This window comes from Streptomyces sp. NPDC004838, from assembly GCF_053600955.1.
Genome location: NZ_JBSGAW010000023.1, coordinates 70,647 through 91,131, shown reverse-complemented (window position 1 = coordinate 91,131; position 20,485 = coordinate 70,647). Strand labels below are relative to the sequence as shown.

Annotated in this window: 17 protein-coding genes; 15 read left to right on the top strand and 2 right to left on the bottom strand. The window is 71.0% G+C overall.

Features of this window, described 5'->3' with window-relative positions; all coding sequences use genetic code 11:
* The first annotated feature begins 124 nt into the window (after positions 1–124).
* The 6 genes from ACWEFL_RS24695 (at position 125) to ACWEFL_RS24670 (ending at position 8,042) form a co-directional block, all read left to right on the top strand.
* Positions 125–1,933, top strand: coding sequence for a polyamine aminopropyltransferase (locus ACWEFL_RS24695; RefSeq protein WP_451716481.1), 1,809 nt, complete (start codon positions 125–127; stop codon positions 1,931–1,933).
* Positions 1,934–2,116: 183 nt separating this feature from the next.
* On the top strand, positions 2,117–3,214 hold the full coding sequence (locus tag ACWEFL_RS24690) for an SRPBCC domain-containing protein (protein WP_451716479.1): 1,098 nt from the start codon (positions 2,117–2,119) through the stop codon (positions 3,212–3,214).
* A gap of 237 nt (positions 3,215–3,451) precedes the next feature.
* A complete protein-coding gene (locus ACWEFL_RS24685) occupies positions 3,452–4,243 on the top strand; it encodes an aldose epimerase family protein (protein ID WP_451716477.1) in 792 nt (263 codons plus the stop codon).
* 234 nt (positions 4,244–4,477) lie between these two features.
* Complete coding sequence (gene pyrE, locus ACWEFL_RS24680; protein ID WP_451716475.1) at positions 4,478–5,026, top strand: orotate phosphoribosyltransferase; 549 nt, start codon at positions 4,478–4,480, stop codon at positions 5,024–5,026.
* A gap of 198 nt (positions 5,027–5,224) precedes the next feature.
* Positions 5,225–6,271, top strand: a complete 1,047-nt coding sequence (fbaA, locus tag ACWEFL_RS24675) for a class II fructose-bisphosphate aldolase (RefSeq protein WP_451716473.1) — start codon at positions 5,225–5,227, stop codon at positions 6,269–6,271.
* Between the two features lie 241 nt (positions 6,272–6,512).
* Entirely contained in the window at positions 6,513–8,042 is a 1,530-nt protein-coding gene (locus ACWEFL_RS24670; protein ID WP_451716471.1) for an MFS transporter, read from the top strand.
* A gap of 159 nt (positions 8,043–8,201) precedes the next feature.
* On the opposite strand, the gene ACWEFL_RS24665 is transcribed toward ACWEFL_RS24670, so the two are convergent.
* Complete coding sequence (locus ACWEFL_RS24665) at positions 8,202–8,639, bottom strand: hypothetical protein (protein ID WP_451716469.1); 438 nt, start codon at positions 8,637–8,639, stop codon at positions 8,202–8,204.
* Between the two features lie 253 nt (positions 8,640–8,892).
* Between ACWEFL_RS24665 and ACWEFL_RS24660 the strand changes: the two genes are divergently transcribed.
* From ACWEFL_RS24660 to ACWEFL_RS24625, 8 genes are all read left to right on the top strand, one after another.
* Positions 8,893–9,306, top strand: coding sequence for a DUF3151 domain-containing protein (locus ACWEFL_RS24660; RefSeq protein ID WP_451716467.1), 414 nt, complete (start codon positions 8,893–8,895; stop codon positions 9,304–9,306).
* A 202-nt stretch (positions 9,307–9,508) separates the two neighbouring features.
* Entirely contained in the window at positions 9,509–10,330 is an 822-nt protein-coding gene (locus tag ACWEFL_RS24655; protein ID WP_451716466.1) for a tryptophan 2,3-dioxygenase family protein, read from the top strand.
* Positions 10,323–11,810 (top strand): kynureninase, encoded by a 1,488-nt coding sequence (gene kynU, locus ACWEFL_RS24650; protein ID WP_451716464.1) that lies wholly within the window; start codon positions 10,323–10,325, stop codon positions 11,808–11,810. The genes ACWEFL_RS24655 and kynU overlap by 8 nt, the downstream gene beginning before the upstream one ends.
* Positions 11,811–11,939: 129 nt before the next feature.
* Positions 11,940–12,932, top strand: coding sequence for an alpha/beta hydrolase (locus tag ACWEFL_RS24645; protein ID WP_451716462.1), 993 nt, complete (start codon positions 11,940–11,942; stop codon positions 12,930–12,932).
* Between the two features lie 163 nt (positions 12,933–13,095).
* Positions 13,096–13,917: an NAD(P)H-binding protein gene (locus tag ACWEFL_RS24640; protein ID WP_451716461.1), complete on the top strand. Its 822-nt coding sequence runs from the start codon at positions 13,096–13,098 to the stop codon at positions 13,915–13,917.
* 239 nt (positions 13,918–14,156) lie between these two features.
* Positions 14,157–15,467 (top strand): sensor histidine kinase, encoded by a 1,311-nt coding sequence (locus ACWEFL_RS24635; protein WP_451716460.1) that lies wholly within the window; start codon positions 14,157–14,159, stop codon positions 15,465–15,467.
* Positions 15,464–16,246: a response regulator gene (locus ACWEFL_RS24630; RefSeq protein ID WP_451716458.1), complete on the top strand. Its 783-nt coding sequence runs from the start codon at positions 15,464–15,466 to the stop codon at positions 16,244–16,246. Before ACWEFL_RS24635 ends, ACWEFL_RS24630 begins: the two co-directional genes overlap by 4 nt.
* Before the next feature lie 139 nt (positions 16,247–16,385).
* On the top strand, positions 16,386–17,591 hold the full coding sequence (locus ACWEFL_RS24625) for a cytochrome P450 (protein WP_451716456.1): 1,206 nt from the start codon (positions 16,386–16,388) through the stop codon (positions 17,589–17,591).
* A 142-nt stretch (positions 17,592–17,733) separates the two neighbouring features.
* Here ACWEFL_RS24625 and ACWEFL_RS24620 read toward each other — a convergent pair whose 3' ends face one another.
* Entirely contained in the window at positions 17,734–17,919 is a 186-nt protein-coding gene (locus ACWEFL_RS24620) for a hypothetical protein (RefSeq protein WP_451716454.1), read from the bottom strand.
* 208 nt (positions 17,920–18,127) lie between these two features.
* Between ACWEFL_RS24620 and ACWEFL_RS24615 the strand changes: the two genes are divergently transcribed.
* Positions 18,128–20,485: WD40 repeat domain-containing protein (locus ACWEFL_RS24615; protein WP_451716452.1), on the top strand; the 2,358-nt coding region annotated here is incomplete at its 3' end.

Below are 20,485 nucleotides of genomic sequence, written 5' to 3'. Positions count from 1 at the left end.
TTCGTAGGCGGGTCGCGCGGAACTCGCGGGGCGCCGGGCCCCTGCCGTCTCCTCCGTCTCCCCCACCCCAGGAGCACACGTGTGGGTGACAGAATGTTCGACAATCGTGACGTAGCGTTACTGCATGATCGACCGGCCACAACAGGTGTTACCGCCCCAGGGTGCGTTGGTTCTGCCGGTGCGCCCCGAGGCGGGCCGGTTCCTCGTGCTGCTGGTGGTCTTCGTCTGCGCCGCCTGCGGGCTGGTGTACGAGCTGGAGCTGGTCGCCCTCGCCTCCTACCTGATCGGCGACTCCGTCACCCAGGCGTCCGTCGTGCTGTCCCTGATGGTCTTCGCGATGGGCGTCGGCTCGCTGCTCGCCAAGCGGCTGCGCTGCCGGGCCGCGTTCGGATTCGGCGTGCTGGAGCTGGCGCTCGCGCTCGTCGGCGGCTGTGCGCCGATGGTGCTGTACGCGTCGTTCGCGTGGTTCGGCCAGTCGCACACCGTGCTCGTCACCTTCTCTCTCGCCATCGGGGTGCTCATCGGCGCGGAGATCCCGCTGCTGATGTCCCTGATCCAGCGCATCTCCCGGCGAGACGCGGACGGCACGGTGGCCGATCTGTTCGCCGCCGACTACGTCGGCGCCCTCGTCGGCGGGCTCGCGTTCCCGTTTCTCCTGCTTCCCTGGCTCGGTCAGCTCTCCGGCGGCCTGCTGACGGGGGCGGTCAACGCCGTCGCGGGCGGAACGCTCGTGCTGTGGCTCTTCCGCCGCGATCTGACCGCCCGCTCCCGTGGCTGGCTGCTGGCCGCCAATGCGCTGGTCCTCGCCCTGCTGGCCACGGCGACCGTCCTGGTGGACGACTTCGAGCGGGCCGCGCGCCAGGCGGTCTACGGCGATCAGGTGCGGGTCGCCCTGCGGACCGGCGTCCAGGAGATCGTGCTCACCGGCGGCCGTTCGGGGCCGGTGGACCTCTTCCTCGACGGACGGCTGAGAGTCAGCGGAGAGCACGCGCACCGCTACCACGAGGCGCTGGTCCACCCCGCGATGCTCGGCCCGCACTCCCGCGTGCTGATCCTCGGCGGCGGCGATGGGCTCGCCGCGCGCGAGGTCCTGCGTTACGGGGGCGTCGCCTCGGTGACCGTCGTCGAGCTGGATCCCGGAATCGCCCGCCTCGCGCGCGAAGACCCGGCGCTTTCGGCGCTCAACGGGCGCTCCCACAGCGACCCACGGATGCGGGTGGTATACGAGGACGCGTTCAACTGGCTGCGCCGGCCACGGGACACCGGGCCCGGCTCCTCCTCCGTCGCAGGGTCCTCTGGCGCACGGTCCTCCGTCGCAGGGTCCTCCGGCGCGCGATCCGGCGCGCTCTCGGGTGCGTACGACGTGGTGGTGGCGGATCTGCCCGACCCCAGGATCACCCAGAGCACCAAGTTCTACTCGCAGGAGTTCTACGGGCTGGTCGCGAGGATCCTCGCCCCCGGCGGGCGGCTCGTCGTGCACCCCGGTCCGATCGCCGCCCGCCCGCACACGTACTGGACGGTCGAGGCGACGCTGCGCGCGGCCGGTTTCGGCACCAGCCCCTATCGGGTTCCCGGGCCGCCACCGGTCTCCGGTTTCGCCGCCGGTCCCGGGCCCTCCTCCGACGGACGCTCCGACGGCCCCTCCTCCGGTGGCCGCTCCTCTGGCGGTTCCCCGCGCGGCGGTTCCTCCTCCGACGGTCCCTCGCGCGGCGGATCCGGTGGCAGGTCCGGCGGCGAGGACTCCCTGCCGCAGGACTGGGGCATGCTGCTCGCTGCGGTGGGCAGGGCCCCTCAGCTCGGCCTCGGCCCCGACGCTCCCCGGCTCCGGTCGCTGACGCGTGCGGGGCTCGTGGAGTACGTGTGGCAGGCGGAGCGTACGAGAAGGCCGGGCCTGCCTCCCTCGACCCTGGTGCATCCCCGGTACAGGGAGTGAGCCGTCCGGGTGAGCGGGCCTCCGTACGCACCTCGCCACGGTCCCGACCTTGGCCCCGCCGTTACCGGTCCGGGCCCGGACCGGGCACGGCGCGGAATCGGCACCGGCTCGGCCCGCCGTGACACCCGGTACACGAAGCGGAAAGGCAGACGCCAAGGGCTGGTCTGAGTACGCTCGACTTCCATGGACCACGAGGTGTTCGTTCCGGTTCCGGCAGAGACCCTCCGAGAGACACTCAGGGACCCCGCGCGGGTGGCCGGCTGTGTCCAGGGGCTCCAACAGAATGCCGACGACCCACAGGAGTCCGCGGGCCCGCTCGCCGGGCGGCTCAAGGTCCGTATCGGCAACCACACCATCACCTACCGCGGCGCTCTGCGCATCGTGGAGCAGGGCGACGTCTTCACCGTCGAGGGCGAAGGGACCGAGGCACGGGGCGCCGGCTCGGTGAAGGTGGCGCTCACCATCGGCCTGACGGAGACGGACGGCGGTACGACCCTGGGGTTCACCGGCACATCCCATGCGGACGGACGGCTGGCGAAACTGCCGGAAGGCTCGGCAGAGCAGGCGGCCCACCGGCTGCTCGACCGGTTCGCCGAACGGCTCGCGGAGGTGGCGACGGAACAGTCCGCCTCCGACGCGCCCGGCCCCGGCACGCCCGACGCCGCCGATACCGAGGCTCCCTCCGGCCCGTCCGGTGTCTCCGCAGAGGAGACGGACGAGGCGACGGCGGAATCCGCCCCCGAAGCGTCCGAAGCATCCGCCTCCGAAGAGTCCGATCAGGGCGGCGGTGGGGAATCCCCGAAGGATCGGACAGAGCCCCCGACGGGGTTCGACGCCCCCGTGCCGCCGCCCGCGTCCGGAGCGGACGCCGCGTTCGACGAGTCCGAGGAATCCGCCGACTTCGGCGGCCTCCACGGCTTCGACGAGATGGACAGCGATCTGAGCGACGATCTGAACGGGCTCGGCGACGACGTGGACGAGGACGAGGACGAGGACGCGGACGACGAAGACGAGGACGAGGACGCGGACGTGGACGACGAGCTGGGCGGCTTCGGGGACATCCCGGATGAGCCGCCCGCCGAGGCGGCCCACGCCCGGCGCACCATGATCGGCCGCAGTGCCGAGGAGGTGGACCACGCTCCGCCGCGCGGCCGGTACGCGCCCACACCCGCCCCCGACGCGGCCACCGCCGGACTGCCGCTGCGCTGGATCGCCCCCGCCGCCGCGCTCGCACTCGCGTCCGCCGTGGTGCTCGGCCGCGCACTGCGCCGCCGGAGGTAGTCGGGACCGGCCGCCCCGACGGGACCCCGACCGGCCGCCCCGGCAGCCCCCGGCTGACGCCCCCCGGCCGACGGCCCCCGCGCGACCGCCCCGGCCGATCGCTCCGACAGACCAACCCGACCATCCGGGAGGGTCGACGGGGCCGACCGGCCGTCCAGCAGGCCGCCGGGACGGCCATGGGGAGCAGTCGCCGGAACCCCCGGTCGCACCCACGGACCCGGCCAGTAGTGTCGGGGTGTGAGCAGCGAAGAGAGCGTCCGGCTGGCAGCCGGAGACGTCGAGATGACCGTGCATCCGCAGAACGGCTGCCGGGCCGCGAGTCTGACGATCGATGGCACCGAGCTGCTGCGCCAAGGGGAGCACTATGGATCGTTCCCGATGGCTCCGTGGTGCGGCCGGGTCGGGAACGGTCTGTTCCGCAACGGCGCCGACCCCCACCAGCTTCCGCTGAACTCCCCGCCGCACGCCATCCACGGCACGGTCCGTGACACCGCCTGGCACACCGCCCGCGCGGGCAAGAGCGAGGCGGTCTTCACCACCGAACTGGGCGAGCCATGGCCGTACGCCGGTCGTGTCACCCAGCTCTTCGAGCTGACGCACGACTCCCTGACGCTCACTCTCGCCGTCGAGGCGTATGAGAACTCCTTTCCGGCGCAGGCCGGCTGGCACCCCTGGTTCCGGCGCAACCTCGGCTATGCCGATGCGCGGATCGATTTCGAGCCGGTATGGCAGGAGGAGCGCGGCGACGACCATCTGCCGACCGGCCGTCGGATCGACCCCCGGCCCGGCCCCTGGGACGACTGCTTCGGCATGCCCGACGGGGTCTCGGTCCGGCTCATCTGGCCCGAGCAGCTGGAGCTGACCGTCACCAGCCGGACCGAGTGGGCCGTGATCTACGACGAGCAGGCCGAATCGATCTGCGTGGAGCCCCAGTCCGGCCCGCCGAACGGCCTCAACACGCTTCCCCGGCTCGTCACCCCCATCGACCCCCTGGAGATCTCCACCACCTGGAGCTGGCGCCGGCTCTGACCGGCGACCGGCGACCGATCCGGATCCCGGTCCGGCTCCGATAGACGGCGGCTCCGGCCGATGGCGGGTCCGGCAGGCGGCGGGCCGGCCCGGACGGGGCTCCGGGCCGGAACGGAGCTTCGGGGCCCGAATGCGGGCTGCGACGCCGCATACGCTCTGACCAGTGCCGATTCCCTCGGCGTCGGGAGCGGCCCGTGGGAGACCTCGGCTCATGGGGGACCTAAGCTCATGGGCATGACTGACGTACGCGCTGAGCTGCTCCAGCAGATCAAGGACAAGGCCGTGGTGCACGGCAAGGTGACCCTCTCCTCGGGTCTTGAGGCCGACTACTACGTGGACCTGCGCCGGATCACGCTCGACGGCGCGGCCGCGCCCCTGGTCGGTCAGGTGATGTCGGAGCTGACGGCCGATCTCGACTTCGACTGCGTCGGCGGACTCACCCTCGGCGCGGACCCGGTGGCGACCTCGATCCTGCACGCTTACGCCGCACGCGGCCGTCGCGTGGACGCCTTCGTCGTACGCAAGGCGGCCAAGGCCCATGGAATGCAGCGCCGGGTCGAGGGCCCGGACATCAAGGGCCGCCGCTGTCTGGTGGTGGAGGACACCTCCACCACCGGCGGCTCCCCGCTGGCCGCCGTCGAGGCCGTACGCGAGGCGGGCGGCGAGGTCGTCGCGGTGGCCACGATCGTGGACCGGGCGACGGGCGCGGGCGAGAAGATCAGCGGTACGGCCGGGGTGCCGTATCTGTACGCGTACTCGCTGGAGGAACTGGAACTCTCCTAGCTGTACTGGTAGCTGTGCTGGCCCCGGAAGCAGCCGTATCGGCCCGGAAGTCGTGGACCGTTTCACGTGAAACGGCGACGGACCCGCGGCAGGCCCGTGGGCCGGGCAGGGTAGTCCTGTCGGGAGTCTGGAAAGATGGGGCGCGACGATGACGTCGCCCCAAGGTCAGGGCCAGTTCATATCGCCGAACCGCACATCATGAGGAGCGGACAGATGCCCATCGCAACCCCCGAGGTCTACAACGAGATGCTCGACCGGGCGAAGGCAGGCAAGTTCGCCTACCCGGCCATCAACGTGACCTCCTCCCAGACTCTTCACGCCGCCCTGCGCGGCTTCGCGGAGGCCGAGAGCGACGGCATCATCCAGATCTCCACCGGTGGTGCGGAGTTCCTCGGCGGCCAGCACAACAAGGACATGGTCACCGGCGCGGTCGCCCTCGCCGAGTTCGCGCATATCGTCGCCGCCAAGTACGACGTCACCGTCGCGCTGCACACCGACCACTGCCCCAAGGACAAGCTGGACGGCTATGTACGTCCGCTGCTCGCCGTCTCCGCCGAGCGCGTCGCCAAGGGCCAGGACCCGCTGTTCCAGTCCCACATGTGGGACGGTTCGGCCGAGAACCTCGCCGACAACCTCGCCATCGGCCAGGAACTGCTGGCGCAGGCCGTCGCCGCCAAGATCATCCTTGAGGTCGAGATCACCCCGACCGGCGGCGAGGAGGACGGCGTCAGCCACGAGATCAACGACGAGCTGTACACCACCGTCGACGACGCGCTCCGCACCGCCGAGGCGCTCGGCCTGGGCGAGAAGGGCCGCTACCTGCTGGCCGCGTCCTTCGGCAATGTCCACGGCGTCTACAAGCCGGGCAATGTCGTCCTCCGCCCCGAACTGCTCCAGGACCTCCAGGTCGGCGTCGCCGAGAAGTACGGCAAGCCCGCGGGCAGCCAGCCGTTCGACTTCGTCTTCCACGGCGGCTCCGGCTCCACGGCCGAGGAGATCGCGACCGCGCTGGAGAACGGCGTCGTGAAGATGAACCTCGACACGGACACGCAGTACGCCTTCACGCGTCCCGTCGCGGCCCATATGTTCCAGAACTACGACGGCGTGCTGAAGGTCGACGGCGAGGTCGGCAACAAGAAGACCTACGACCCCCGGACCTGGGGCAAGCTCGCCGAGGCGAGCATGGCCCAGCGTGTCACGGAGGCGTGTGCGGCGCTGCGCTCCACGGGGACGAAGCTGAAGTAGCGGACTGCCCGCGCGGTCCGCTCCGCGCGGGTTACCACCGCCGAACCCGCCTGCGCTGCCGCTGCGGTTTCTCGCTGGGTTTCCGCGGGTTTCCGTGGGTTTCCGCGGGCGAGGGCCTGGTGTTCCATCGGAACGCCGGGCCCTCACTCCTGCGGGTGGACCGTCGGCACTCGTGCGGGTGGACCACCGGCCAGGGGACGCGTGGGTCGCCAGGGGCCATGGGCGCTGGGATGATCCCCGTATGGACTCCAGCGCGCCCGGCGCCCGCGACAGCGTGTCCGCCCCCGGGAACATCAGGCTCTCCACGGCCACCGGCCGCTGGGTGGTCTTCACGACCGTTCTCGGCTCCAGCATGGCCCTGCTGGACTCGACCGTCGTCAATGTCGCCCTGCCCCACATCGGGGACGACCTCGACACCGACCTGGCCGTCCTCCAGTGGACCGTCAACGCCTACATGCTCACCCTGGCCGGGTTCATCCTGCTCGGCGGGGCGCTGGGCGACCGGTACGGACGGCGGAAGATCTTCGTCATCGGCGTCGTCTGGTTCGCCATCGGCTCGCTGCTGTGCGGGCTCGCGCAGGACGGGACCTCCCTGATCATCGCCCGTGCTCTCCAGGGCATCGGCGGCGCGCTCCTCACGCCCGGCTCGCTCGCGCTCATCCAGGCCAGCTTCCACCCCGACGACCGGGCCCGCGCGGTGGGGCTGTGGTCCGGGTTCGGCGGTGTCGGCGCGGCGATCGGCCCGTTCGTCGGGGGCTGGCTGGTGGACGGGCCCGGCTGGCGCTGGGTGTTCCTGATCAACGTTCCGCTGGCCGCGCTCTGCGTCCCCGTCGCGCTGCGGCACGTACCCGAGTCCCGCGATCCGCGGGCCCACCGCGACCGCTTCGACATCCTGGGCGCGGTGCTCGGCGCGGGGGCGCTGACCCTGGTGACCTATGCGCTGATCGCGGTGCACTGGTGGGCCGGGATCGTGGGAGTCGCCGTCGGGGTCGTGTTCGTCCTGGTCGAGCGGCGGCGGCCGGACCCCATGCTGCCGCTGACGATCTTCCGGTCCCGCCAGTTCACGGTGATCAATATCGTGACCCTGTGCGTGTACGCGGCCTTCGGCGGCTTCTTCTTCCTGATCGCGCTCCAGCTCCAGGTGGTGTCCGGGTACTCCGCGCTGGAGACGGGGCTGGCGCTCCTGCCGACGACCGTGATGATGCTGCTCTTCTCCGCGAAGTCCGGCGAACTGGCCGAGCGCATCGGGCCGCGCATTCCCCTGACCGTGGGGCCGCTGCTCTGCGCGGCCGGGTTGCTGCTCATGCTGAGGGTGGGGCAGCACGCCTCGTACGTGGTGGATGTGCTGCCCGCGCTGCTGGTCATGGGACTGGGCATGGTGAGCCTCGTAGCGCCCCTGACCGCGACCGTGCTGGCCTCCGTCGACACCGCGCGGGCCGGTATCGCCAGCGGCATCAACAACGCGGCGGCCCGTGCGGCGGGCCTGCTGGCGGTGGCGGCGCTGCCGCTGCTGGCCGGGATGGGCCCGGAGGCGTACCGCTCGGCGACACAGTTCGGGGAGACGTTCCGGCGCGCGATGCCGATGTGCGCCGCGGTGCTCGTGCTCGGGGCGATCGTGTCGGCGGTGTGGGTACGGCGACCCGCCGAGGTGGATACGCGGCCGGAGTGCCGGGTGAACTGCGGGGTGGGAGCGCCGCCGCTGGAGCGGGGACGGAAGGGCGTGGAGGGTCCGGGGTCCGCGTCGGCGGGCCCGCAGGCCGCGGACACCTGACACGCTCCCCGGCGGCGCGGTGGTATCCGTGGCGCAGTGGTATCCGTGGCGCGGTGGTGGCTCGGCCTCCTGGGCGGCCGACGCGCGCCGGGGCGGGACACGGCCGCCGTCGGCCCTCCGGTCAGGGGCGCGGTGTACCCCCGACGAGCCCGCCCGACCCTACTTGCAGATGCCCTTGGGCCCCGTCACACCCGGCCGGACCTCGAACTCCACCCGGTGCCCCGCCTTGTCGGTGAAGATCGCCTCCGTAGCGGACGTCACGGTCATGGTGCCCTTCTGGGAAGGGTTGCCCCAGCCGTCGGGCGGGTTCCCCGAGCCGTCGGAGAGAGGCGTCTTGGCCACGAAGTACGTCGAGCCGATCTGGGCTCCTTCGATGCCGCAGTGGGTGTAGAGCTCGAAGGGCATCTTCCGGATGTACGGCGACGCCGAGCCGTCCGCCCCGCCCGTCCCGGCCTTCGTCCCCGTGCCGGCCGTCGTCCCCGCGCCGCCCTGAGCGCCCGTCTCCGTCCGGGTATTCGGCGAGGCGTCGGTACAGCCCGTCAGTACCACGGTGGCCAGCGCGAGTGCGAGGACTATCCGTACACCTGTGTCAGTCATGGCCTTTCGACGCCCGCTCCCGGCCAACGGTTCCGCACGTCACGACCGTGAGCGATTCGGGGACACGGGCCGGAGCTCGGGAGTACGGAGAGACCGGGGGACTACGCGGAGTGCGGAAGACACGGGAGGCACGGACGGTACGGGAGGCACGGACGGTACGGACGGCGCGGAACGTACGGCGCGGAACGTACGGGAGGTGCTGAGGCACGGCTGGAATGGCTGCTGCCCGCGCGGGTGAGGGAGACTGGAACCCATGGGCATTCATGAAAATCTCCTCGGGGGCCCGCCCCCGACGCACCTTCCCGACGATCCCGAGCCGCGCGAGCTGCTCGCCTCCGGGGTCGACCCGGCTGATGTGGCCGCCAAGTACCCGACGTCGTCCCTGGCCTGGGCGCGGCTGGCCGACGACGCGTACGAGAACGGGCGGATCGTGGAGTCGTACGCGTACGCCCGGACCGGATACCACCGCGGCCTGGACTCGCTGCGGCGGAGCGGCTGGAAGGGGCATGGGCCCGTGCCCTGGGAGCACGAGCCGAACCGCGGGTTCCTGCGGGCGCTGCACGCGCTCGCGCGGGCCGCGCAGGGGATCGGCGAGCAGGAGGAGTACGAGCGCTGCTCGACGTTCCTGCGGGACTCGTCGTCTACCGCCGCGGACACTCTCGGCTGACCGCCGGAACCCCCGGCAGCGGTGGGCCATGGACACGTCCGGCTGACCGCCACCATGTTGAAAGCACTCAAAAAGGCTCGCGCCCCTCGGAAACAAAGCCTAGAGGTGGCGCGAGCCTGGGTTTAGGATGCGCGTGGGGACCGGGGCTCCCGAGCCAACAGGAAGGGGCGGACCGCTACCCGGACACGTCGAGGAGACAGCGATGTCACATGACGCTGCCCCGCATCTGGATTTCGCGGGCACTACTCCGTACGAGGACTACGTCCAGGCGGATGTCCTCACCCACCTCCAGCGCCCGCTCTCCGATGATCCCGGAGAGATGGTCTTTCTCGTCACCACGCAGGTGATGGAGCTGTGGTTCACCGTCATCGTCCATGAGTGGGAGACCGCCACCGGCGCCCTGCGCGAGGACCGCGTGCCCGTGGCGATGGACGCGCTCAAGCGTTCCGTACGGGAGCTGGAAGCCCTCAACGCCTCCTGGAAGCCGCTGGCGCAGCTGACGCCCATGCAGTTCAACTCCTACCGCAGCTCACTCGGCGAGGGGTCGGGATTCCAGTCGGCCATGTACCGGCGGATGGAGTTCCTGCTCGGTGAGAAGTCGGCGTCGATGCTGGTTCCGCACCGGGGCGCGCCGCGTGTGCACGCCGAACTGGAGAAGGCGCTGCACCAGCCGAGCCTGTACGACGAGGTGCTGCGGCTGCTCGCCCGGCGCGGCAAGGCCGTGCCCGAGGCTGTGCTGGAGCGTGATCTCTCACTGAAGTACGAGCCGAACGAGGCCGTCGAGGCCGTGTGGACCGCGATCTACGCCGAGCCCGACCAGCACACGGAACTCGTACGGCTCGGTGAGGCGCTCACCGATGTCGGCGAACTCGTCTGGCGATGGCGCAACGACCATCTCGTGGCGACCCGGCGTTCCATGGGCTCCAAGGTCGGCACGGGCGGCTCGGCCGGGGTGGCCTGGCTGGAGAAGCGCGCCCGCAACAACGTGTTCCCCGAGCTGTGGACGGCGCGCAGCCATGTCTGAGCGACAGATGGAGTCCGAGCGACAGATGGAATCGGAGCGGTCGACGGTGTCCGAGGGACAGATGGAATCGGAGCGGTCGACGGTGTCCAGGCGGCCGGTGGTGTCCGAGCGGTCGACGGAGGCCGGACGGCCCGCTGGGTCCGGGGCCGTGGTCTCCGAGCGGCCCGCTGGGCCCGGCCGGCTGGCGGCCGAGGCCGCCCGACTGGACGCGGCCGATGAACTGGCCGACGTCCGCCGCCTCTTCACCCTCGACGAGGGCGTCTATCTCGACGGGAACTCGCTGGGGGCCCTGCCCGCCCATGTCCCCGCGCGGGTCGCCGATGTCGTCGCCCGGCAGTGGGGTGAGCTGCGTATCCGCTCCTGGAGCGAGAGCGGCTGGTGGACCGCGCCCGAGCGGATCGGGGACCGGATCGCACCGCTCGTCGGGGCCGCGCCGGGACAGGTCGTCGTCGGCGACTCCACCAGTGTCAACGTCTTCAAGGCCGTGGTGGGCGCGATCCGGCTGGCGGACCCCGGACGGACGGACATCGTGGTCGACGCGACGACGTTCCCCAGCGACGGGTACATCGCCGAGTCGGCCGCCCGGATGACCGGGCGGCGAATCGTTCCCGTCGAGCCCGCCGAACTGCCCTCCGTACTCGGACCGGACACCGCCGCCGTACTGCTCAATCACGTCGACTACCGCAGCGGACGCCTCCACGATCTGCCGGGGCTGACGGCGGCGGTCCACGGAGCGGGCGCGATCGCCGTCTGGGACCTGTGCCACAGCGCGGGCGCGCTCCCGGTCGGCCTGGACGAGCACGGTGTGGACCTCGCCGTCGGCTGCACCTACAAGTATCTGAACGGGGGCCCCGGTTCACCGGCGTATCTGTACGTCGCCAGTCGGCATCAGGCCGCCTTCGACTCGCCGCTGCCCGGCTGGACCTCCCACGCCGACCCCTTCGCCATGACCCCCGGCTACCTGGCCGCCGACGGTGCGGCGCGGGGGCGGGTCGGGACGCCGGACATCCTGTCCATGCTGGCGCTGGAGGCGGCGCTGGACGTCTGGGACGGCGTCTCCATCGACTCGGTACGGGCGAAGAGCCTGGCGCTGACCGACTTCTTCCTGGAGTGCGTGACCGAGTACACCGGGGGCGCACAGGGGCCCGGCGGCTCGGACAGCGGTACCGGCGACGCGGGAAGCGGTCCCGGCGGCTCGGACAGCGGTACCGGCGTGGGCAGCGGTACCGGCGGCTCGGGGAGCGGCAGGCTCCGTTCGCTGACTCCGCGGGCGCACGCTGAGCGCGGCAGCCAGGTGTCCCTGCGGTGCGCCGAGGCTCCCGCGGTCATGGAGCGGCTCATCGCCCGTGGCGTCGTAGGTGATCTTCGCAGGCCGGACGTGCTGCGCTTCGGATTCACCCCCCTGTACGTGGGGTTCGCGGACGCCGAGAAGGCGGCGGCCACACTCGCCCGGGTCCTGGAGGAAGTACCCGCGGCTTGATATGACACCGGATCTGACCAGCGGCGGACTGATAACGTCCCCGCTGGTCAGGTCATTTCCGCGGCCCCTGCCACCAGTTGCCGAAGTCCGCGGGTCGATTCCGTGACTGCTTCGGAAGGTTGGAACCGTATGCCGGACCCCGTGGCCCGTGACGCCGCCGAGACAGAGTCGGCGTTCTCGCATCCCGCCGTCGCGCCGGATGCGTCCCTCGCGTACGGCGATCACCCCGATCAGGTCATCGACTTCTACGCGCCGCGCGACGGGCGGGACGGCGCGCCGCTCGTCGTCGTCCTGCACGGCGGGGCCTGGCGGGCGGCGTACGACCGGTCGCATATCACCCCCTTCGCGGACTTCCTGGCGCGGCGCGGGCTCGCCGTCGCGAACGTCGAGTACCGGCGAGGGCCGGGGATTCCGCAGCAGCGGCGGGACGAGAGCGGCGGCGATGGCGGCGGCAGGGGCGGGCGCGACGCCGTCGGCGGTGACGCGGGGGCTGGTACCGGCGTCGAGTCCGGTGTCGGTGTCGGGGCCGGGGTTGATGAGGCCGGTGCGGGGTCGCCGGTCGCGGGACGCTGGCCGGATACGTTCGACGATGTGGCCGCCGCGCTGGACGCGCTGCCCCGGCTCGCCCGCACGGCGCTGCCCGACGCGGACATCCGGCGCACCGTGCTGACCGGGCACTCCGCCGGCGGGCACCTCGCGCTCTGGGCCGCGGCCCGCCATGTGCTGCCTCCGGGGTCGCCCTGGCGGCTGTCCGCGCCGCCGCCGCTGCGGGGAGTCGTCGCGCTCGCGCCCATCGCCGACTTCACCCGCGCCGTGGAACTCGACGTGTGCGGTGGAGCCGTACAGCAGCTCCTCGGCGGGGAGCGGGAGTTCGAGGAGCGGAGCGCGCACGCCGATCCGGCCGCGCTGCTGCCGACCGGGATCGCCACCGCCATCGTCCAGGGGCGTACGGACATCACCGTTCCGCACGGCGTGGCCGAGGCGTTCGTGGAGGCGGCGGCGAAGGCGGGCGAGACGGTCGGGCTCACCCTCCTGGAGGACGTGGGGCACTTTCCGCTCATCGACCCGGCGGCGGACGCGTGCGCGGTGGTGGCGGAGGAGATCGCCCAGCTGGCGTGGTGACCGGAGACGGGCGGGGAAGCCGGGGGAGCGTGGGGAGTCTGGAAAGCCCGGGGCGCCTGGGAGGCCGGGGGAGCCTGGGAGGCCGGGGACGAATGGATGCGTTCCCGGCGGCGTCCGACTGTTGAGGACACTGCCTGTCCGCAAGGATGCCTACGGTTGTCCCATGTTGAATCTGGTAACCGGAGCAACCGGAAACGTCGGCCGTCAGGTGGTCCAGGAACTGCTCGACCGGGGACACCCCGTGCGGGCGCTGACCCGCGATCCCGCGAAAGCGGATCTCCCTCCGGGTGTCGAGGTCGTACGCGGAGACCTCACCGAACCCGAGTCACTGGCCGGGGCCCTGGAGGGGGTGACCGGGCTGCATCTGATCACCTTCGGCGGTCCGTACATGGCTCCGCTGGAGACCGGGCCCCGCATTCTGGAGCTGGCGCGGGCCGCGGGCGTACAGCGGATCACCGTGCTCCACGGCGGCGGGCAGACTCCGCTGGAGGACGCGGTCAAGGCGGGCGACATCGCGTGGACCGTGCTCGTACCGGTGGAGTTCATGTCGAACGCCCTGGAGTGGGCGGACTCCATCCGCGCCACGGACGAGGTGCGTGAGCCCTTCGTGGACCGGCTCAGCGCGATGGTCCACGAGGCCGACATCGGCGCGGTCGCGGCGGTCGCGCTCACGGAGGACGGCCACGCGGGGAAGGAGTACGGGCTCAGCGGGCCCGAAATCCTCACCCTCAAGGACAAGACGGACGCGATCGCGGCGGCGCGGGGCCGGGAGATCCGGCTCGTCGAACTCTGCCGCGAGGAGGCGGTCGCGCAGTGGCGGGCGGCGGGCCATCCGGACGACGTGATCGAGTTCCTGCTGACGATCTACGGAAACACGCCGGAGGTGGGGCGGACGGTGGTGGACACCGTGGAGAGGGTGACGGGGAAGAAGGCCCGCACCTTCTCTGAGTGGGCGGCCGCCCACGCGGAGGTGTTCCGGGCGTAGCCGCGACGGCGGGTGGGCGTGCTGGGGTGGGGCGCGGACAGGGGGCGCGCCCCCTACGGCGGGGCCGGCCCGATCCCACCAGGTCCACCGGAACGTGCGGGTGAAACAGGTCCACCGGAACGTGCGGGTGAAACAGGTCCACAGGGCCGTGCGGGGGAGCGGTAGTCCTCAAGGCGGACGGCACGGAATCCATAGCGGTGCTGACGACGTCACCCGTTCGGCCGCATACCGTTCTGTACGTGACCGAGACCTCCCGCAGCCCCGAGTACCGTCTGGCCGCCGACGTCCTGAGCGGACTCCGGCAGGACCTCTTCCACGATGTCTTCGGCTACCGGCCCCTCGCCCCGATGGGTACGGACGGGCCGCTGACCCGGCGTCTGCCGGAGAGGCCGCGCGAGTTCGCGAAGTGGACCCCGCACGCCGTGATCCTCGCGGTGGCGGGGTTCACGCTGCTCGGCGGGGCCGCCACCTACGGTTCGGGCCTCTTCGCCGTCTTCATGGGGCTCGTCCCGGCGCTGACGATCGCGATGACGCTGATCAGACCGGTGGGCGCCTTCTGGGTGTCGCTGGTGTTCGGGCCCTTCCTGAGCCTGGTCGTCGGCTCCTACAGCGACTGGCCCTGGTCGGCGCCGGCGTTTATCGCGCATGTGACGGTGATGACCGTGACGACCCTCAGGACCCGGCCGCGCACCGCGGTCTGGATGTGGACGCTGACCGCGCTGGCCGGGCTCTTCATCGAGTCCCTGATCTCACGGTGGCCGAGCGGCAACGCCTCGGCGATGCTCACCGTGTCGGCCCTGTTCCTGCTGGCCGCGACCGTGGTGAACGTGCGCCGCACGGCGAAACTGGAGGTCGCGGCCGAGCAGAGCGTGACGGCCGTCGAGCGGGACAGGCGGACCCTGCTGGAGGAGCGGACCACCATCGCGCGGGAGCTGCACGATGTGGTCGCCCACCACATGTCGGTCGTCGCGATCCAGGCGGAGGCCGCGCCCTACCGGGTGGAGAACCCGCCGCCGGAGCTGGAGCAGGCGTTCGTGACCATCCGCGAGAACGCGGTGGCCGCGCTCACCGAGCTGCGTCGCATCCTCGGAGTCGTACGGGCGGAGGACTACGAGGCCCCCGACGCGCCCCAGCCGGTCCTCGCCGATCTCGACCGGCTCCTCGGGAACGTCCGCGAGGCGGGCCTCGAAACGGAGAAGACGGTCACCGGAGCGGTACGGCCCCTGCCGCAGGGCGTCGAGCTGTCCGCGTACCGCATCATTCAGGAGGCGCTGAGCAACGCGCTCCGGCACGCGCCGGGCTCGTCGGCGAAGGTGGAGATCTCGTATGTGCTCGGCGGGCTGGGGCTGCGGATCGTCAACACAGCCGCGCGAGGGCTCGTCAAGCCGTCGCCGGGCGCGGGGCACGGGATCACGGGGATGCGGGAGAGAGTGGCGATGCTGAACGGTGAGATGACGGCCGAGGAGACGGAGGACGGCGGCTACGAGGTGACCGCCTTCATTCCCGTGCCCGTCGCCGAGATCCGGGCGACCGGGGAGGAGACCTCATGACGACCGGCGGCCCCACAGGACTCACCGGACCGACCGGACCGACCGGACCGACCGGACCGACCGGACCGACCAGACGTACGGGACCGGCCGAACCGACCGGACGTACGGGACCGGCCGGCCCGACGATCCGTGTGCTGATCGTCGACGACCAGATGATGGTCCGCGAGGGCTTCTCCGTCCTGCTGAACGCGATGCCGGACATCGAGGTGATCGGCGAGGCCGTCAACGGCCGCGAGGCCGTCACCAAGGTGGCCGAGCTGGCCCCCGACGTCGTCCTGATGGACATCCGGATGCCCGAGCTGAACGGCATCGAGGCCACCCGCGAGATCGTCACGGCGCACACCGGGTCCAAGGTGCTGGTGCTGACGACGTTCGACCTCGACGAGTACGTGTACCAGGCGCTGCGCGCCGGAGCGTCCGGCTTTCTGCTGAAGGACGCGTCCGCGCGGCAGCTCGCCGACGGGGTACGCGTGGTGGCGGCCGGCGAAGCGCTGCTCGCGCCGACGGTGACACGGCGGCTGATCACCGAGTTCTCGAGGCTGGCGCAGTCGCCCAGGACACCCGCCCTGGCGCAGGTCGGCGATCTCACCGAGCGGGAGACCGAGGTGCTGGTGCTGATCGCACAGGGGCTGTCGAACGCCGAGATCGCCTCGCATCTGATGGTCGCCGAGTCCACGATCAAGACGCATGTGAGCAGGGTCCTGGTGAAGCTGGGGCTGCGGGACCGGACGCAGGCGGCGGTCTTCGCGTACGAGGCACGGCTGGTCACTCCTTCGTAGGCTCGCGCGGCTCTGAGCGCTCGCGTGGCTCCGCTCGCGCCGGGTTCCGCGGTTTCGTCCGCGGTGGGTGGCGGGCCGGGTCCGTACGTGTACCGGGCCGGGCTGGTCAGCGGGGGGTTTCGGGGGTTAGCGTCCGCATATGAACGCACTTTTCGAACCGTGGTCGCCCGCTTTCGTCGCCAATCCGTACCCCGCGTACCAGCGGCTGCGGGCCGGTGGGCGGGTGCACTGGTTCGAGCCCACCCGGCAGTGGCTCGTACCGCATTACGCGGATGTGTCGGCGCTGCTGCGGGACCGGCGGCTGGGGCGCACGTATCTGCACCGCTTCACCCACGAGGAGTTCGGGCGTACGCCTCCGCCGCCCGAGCACGAGCCGTTCCACACCCTCAACGACAACGGCATCCTCGATCTGGAGGCCCCCGACCACACCCGTATCCGGCGGCTGATCACCAAGGCGTTCACGCCCCGCACGGTGGCGGCGCTGGAGCCGACCGTACGGCGGCTGGCGGCCGAACTGGTCGCGGAGCTGAAGAAGGCGGGCGGCGGCGATCTTCTCGCCGATGTCGCGGAACCGCTGCCGGTGGCCGTGATCGCGGAGATGCTGGGCATCCCCGAGGCCGACCGGCATCTGCTGCGGCCCTGGTCGGCGGATATCTGCGGGATGTTCGAGCTGAATCCGTCCGAGGACACCGCGCGCAAGGCGGTCACGGCGTCGCTGGAGTTCTCGGCGTATCTGCGGGAGCTGATCGCCGAGCGGCGGGAGAGGCCGGGCGACGATCTGGTCTCGGCGCTGATCGCCGCGTATGACGACGGAGAGCGGCTGAACGAGCAGGAGATGATCTCCACCTGTGTGCTGCTGCTGAACGCGGGTCACGAGGCGACCGTCAACACCACGGCGAACGGCTGGTGGACGCTGTTCCGGCACCCCGAGCAGCTGGCGGCGCTGCGGGCCGACCACTCGAAGCTGTCCACGGCCGTGGAAGAGCTGATGCGCTACGACACCCCGCTCCAGATGTTCGAGCGCTGGGTCCTCGACGACATCGAGATCGACGGGACGGTCATTCCGCGCGGCTCCGAACTGGCCCTGCTCTTCGGTTCGGCCAACCGGGACCCGGAGCGCTTCGAGAACCCGGAGGAACTGGACCTCTCCCGCACGGACAACCCGCACATCACCTTCGGCGCGGGCATCCACTTCTGCCTGGGCGCGCCCCTCGCCCGGGTCGAGCTGGCCGCGTCCTTCGGCGAACTGCTGCGGGAGGCGCCGACGCTGCGGCTGGCGGAGGAGCCGGAGTGGAAGCCGGGGTATGTGATCCGGGGGGTGCACGAGCTGCGGGTGGAGCTGTAACGGGCGGGTTGAGCGCGCGCCGGGTGGATGGCACCGGGTGGGTGGCCGGGACGCCCGCCGGGGCGAGCCCGGTCGGCCGCCGGGTACGGGGAGACTCCGCACCCCCTGCCGGGAGGTGCGGAGTCTGCGCGCACGCTCGGGTTCACTGGATGAGGCCGCGCAGGGCGGGAACGCTGATGCCGGTGGTGGACAGGCCGACCAGGACGGCGCTCGGGACGCTGCCCGTGGACCAGAAGGCGAGGGTTCCGAGGACCGCACCGAAGACGACGGCGGCCAGCAGGACGAGGGCCGCGTGGACGGTGAGGAAAGGCTGCTTGGTGTTCGTCATGACTCCATGGAAGCCCTGACAAGCGCCTGACCTGCATAAACAGAACAAGCCGGATGTCATCCAGCCATCCGTGAACATCGCGGGACAGCGTCGGCTGTTCCGCGAACACCCGTCCCGAACCGCGCTCCGTTCCGACCTGTTCCGGAAAGTTCTCCCTTGTACCGTGCAGGCCCTCTACGGTGGCGGAACGCACCATCCAGGGGGACAGATGACGATGGTCAACGGCACCAGCGACGGCACCACGGACGGCACCACCGACGGCGGCTTCGACGAACAGCTCCGGGCATTCGCCGCCAGGCTCGTCCGGTTGCGGATCGAACGGGGCGAACCCTCACTCCGGACGATCCAGCGCAGGGCCGACAAGCACGGACTGAGCCCGCTCTCGCCCCCCACACTGAGCGCGGTCTTCGCCGGGGAACGCCTCCCGAAGATGGACACGGTCATCGACCTCGTCCGCACCCTGATGCTCCACGACGAACACGGCGAGGAGAACGCCCTCCTCGCCCGGAGCGACCCCGCGCTCCGGCCCTGGCGCACCGACTGGACCACCCTCAGGACACTCAGGGGCGGTACGCGTCGCGCCGCACCTCCCAGGGCCTGGAAGTCCGAGCCTGTGCCGGAGCCTGCCGCGCAGGCGCAGGCGCGGGTACCCGGACCCGGACCCGCACCCGTACCGGCAGCGACACCCGCACCGGCACACCCTGACCCCGTACCACTCAAGCTCCAGCCACCAGCGCCCTCAGTCCAGAGCCCAGGCCGGTACCGGTACACCAGGACACTGACCGGCCACAGCGGTTGCGTGGCCGGGGTGGTGTTTTCCCCCGATGGTCGGCTTCTGGCTTCTGCTGGTGCTGATGCGTTGGTGCGTTTGTGGGATCCGGCTTCTGGTCTGCCGGTTGGTGAACCCCTCGCCGGTCACACCGCAGCGGTCAACGGGGTGGCGTTCTCCCCGGATGGTCGGCTTCTCGCCACGGTCGGCGACGACGGGTCGGTGCGTTTGTGGGATCCGGCTTCTGGTCTGCCGGTTGGCGAGCCCCTCGCCGGTCACACCGCAGCGGTCAACGGGGTGGCGTTCTCCCCGGATGGTCGGCTTCTCGCCACCGCTGGTTACGACGAGACGGTGCGGCTGTGGGACCCGGCCACAGGCCAGCAGGTCCGTGCCCCCCTCGCCGGTCATAGTGGCACGGTGTTCGGGGTGGTGTTTTCCCCTGATGGTCGGCTTCTGGCTTCTGCTGGTGCTGATGGGTCGGTGCGTTTGTGGGATCGGGCTTCCGGGGTGCCGCTTGGTGGGCCCCTCACCGGCCACCGTGGCTGGGTGTTCGGGGTGGCGTTCTCTCCTGATGGTCGGCTTCTGGCTTCTGCTGGTGCTGATGGGTCGGTGCGTTTGTGGGATCGGGCTTCCGGGGTGCCGCTTGGCGAGCCCCTTACCGGCCACACCGGCTGGGTGTCTGGGGTGGTGTTTTCCCCTGACGGTCGGCTTCTGGCTACTGGTGGTTACGACGAGACGGCGCGGCTATGGGACCCGGCTTCCGGTCTGCCGGTCTGCGAGCCGCTCACGGGCCACAGCGACTATGCCCGCGCGGTGGCGTTCTCCCCTGACGGTCGGCTCCTCGCCACCGCCAGTGACGACCAGACAGTTCGGCTGTATGAACGGGAACAAGACGACTCGGTCATCAGGCAACTCAGCACTGTGGCCAAACGCATGCTGTCCACCGTGCTCAAGCAGCCTCGCCTGTCGATCAGCCTCACCCTCACCGGCCATACCGGCAGGGTGTTCGGGGTGGAGTTCTCCCCTGATGGTCGGTTCCTGGCCACCGCCAGTGCCGATGAGTCGGTGCGTTTGTGGGATCCGGCTACCGGTCTGCCGGTCGGCGAGCCGCTCACCGGCCACACGCAAACAGTGTCCGAGGTGGCGTTCTCCCCGGATGGTCGGCTCCTGGCCAGCACCAGCTACGACCAGTCGGTGCGTTTGTGGGATCCGGTCATCAGCCGTCAGGTCGGCGACCCCCTCACCGGTCACACCGACACGGTGGTCGGGGTCATGTTCTCTCCTGATGGCCAGCTTCTGGCCACCACCAGTTACGACGAGACGGCCCGTTTGTGGGATCCGGCGACCGGCCGTCAGGTCGGCGAGCCGCTCACCGGCCACACAGGCAAGGTGTTCGAGGTGGCGTTCTCCCCGGATGGTCAACTCCTTGCCACCGTCGGCGAGGACCAGTCGGTGCGTTTGTGGGATCCAGCGACCGGCCGTCAGGTCGGCGAGCCTCTCACCGGCCATACCGGCAGGGTGTTCGGGGTGGTGTTCTCCCCTGATGGTCGGTTCCTGGCCACCGTCAGCGCCGATGAGTCGGTGCGTTTGTGGGATCCGGCTACCGGTCTGCCGCTCGGCGAGCCCTTCACCGGCCATACCAAGTCCGTGTACGGCGTGGCGTTCTCCCCTGATGGCCGGCTCCTGGCCACCAGCAGCCTCGATGAGTCGGTGCGTTTGTGGGATCCGGCTACCGGTCTGCCGCTCGGCGAGCCCTTCACCGGCCATACCAAGTCCGTGTACGGCGTGGCGTTCTCC

Coding starts and splice junctions, on each gene's coding strand:
- ACWEFL_RS24695 (WP_451716481.1), top strand. CDS start 125: ATGATCGACCGGCCACAACAGGTGTTACCGCCCCAGGGTGCGTTGGTT.
- ACWEFL_RS24690 (WP_451716479.1), top strand. CDS start 2,117: ATGGACCACGAGGTGTTCGTTCCGGTTCCGGCAGAGACCCTCCGAGAG.
- pyrE (WP_451716475.1), top strand. CDS start 4,478: ATGACTGACGTACGCGCTGAGCTGCTCCAGCAGATCAAGGACAAGGCC.
- fbaA (WP_451716473.1), top strand. CDS start 5,225: ATGAGGAGCGGACAGATGCCCATCGCAACCCCCGAGGTCTACAACGAG.
- ACWEFL_RS24670 (WP_451716471.1), top strand. CDS start 6,513: ATGGACTCCAGCGCGCCCGGCGCCCGCGACAGCGTGTCCGCCCCCGGG.
- ACWEFL_RS24665 (WP_451716469.1), bottom strand. CDS start 8,639: ATGACTGACACAGGTGTACGGATAGTCCTCGCACTCGCGCTGGCCACC.
- ACWEFL_RS24660 (WP_451716467.1), top strand. CDS start 8,893: ATGGGCATTCATGAAAATCTCCTCGGGGGCCCGCCCCCGACGCACCTT.
- ACWEFL_RS24655 (WP_451716466.1), top strand. CDS start 9,509: ATGTCACATGACGCTGCCCCGCATCTGGATTTCGCGGGCACTACTCCG.
- kynU (WP_451716464.1), top strand. CDS start 10,323: ATGTCTGAGCGACAGATGGAGTCCGAGCGACAGATGGAATCGGAGCGG.
- ACWEFL_RS24645 (WP_451716462.1), top strand. CDS start 11,940: ATGCCGGACCCCGTGGCCCGTGACGCCGCCGAGACAGAGTCGGCGTTC.
- ACWEFL_RS24640 (WP_451716461.1), top strand. CDS start 13,096: ATGTTGAATCTGGTAACCGGAGCAACCGGAAACGTCGGCCGTCAGGTG.
- ACWEFL_RS24630 (WP_451716458.1), top strand. CDS start 15,464: ATGACGACCGGCGGCCCCACAGGACTCACCGGACCGACCGGACCGACC.
- ACWEFL_RS24625 (WP_451716456.1), top strand. CDS start 16,386: ATGAACGCACTTTTCGAACCGTGGTCGCCCGCTTTCGTCGCCAATCCG.
- ACWEFL_RS24620 (WP_451716454.1), bottom strand. CDS start 17,919: ATGACGAACACCAAGCAGCCTTTCCTCACCGTCCACGCGGCCCTCGTC.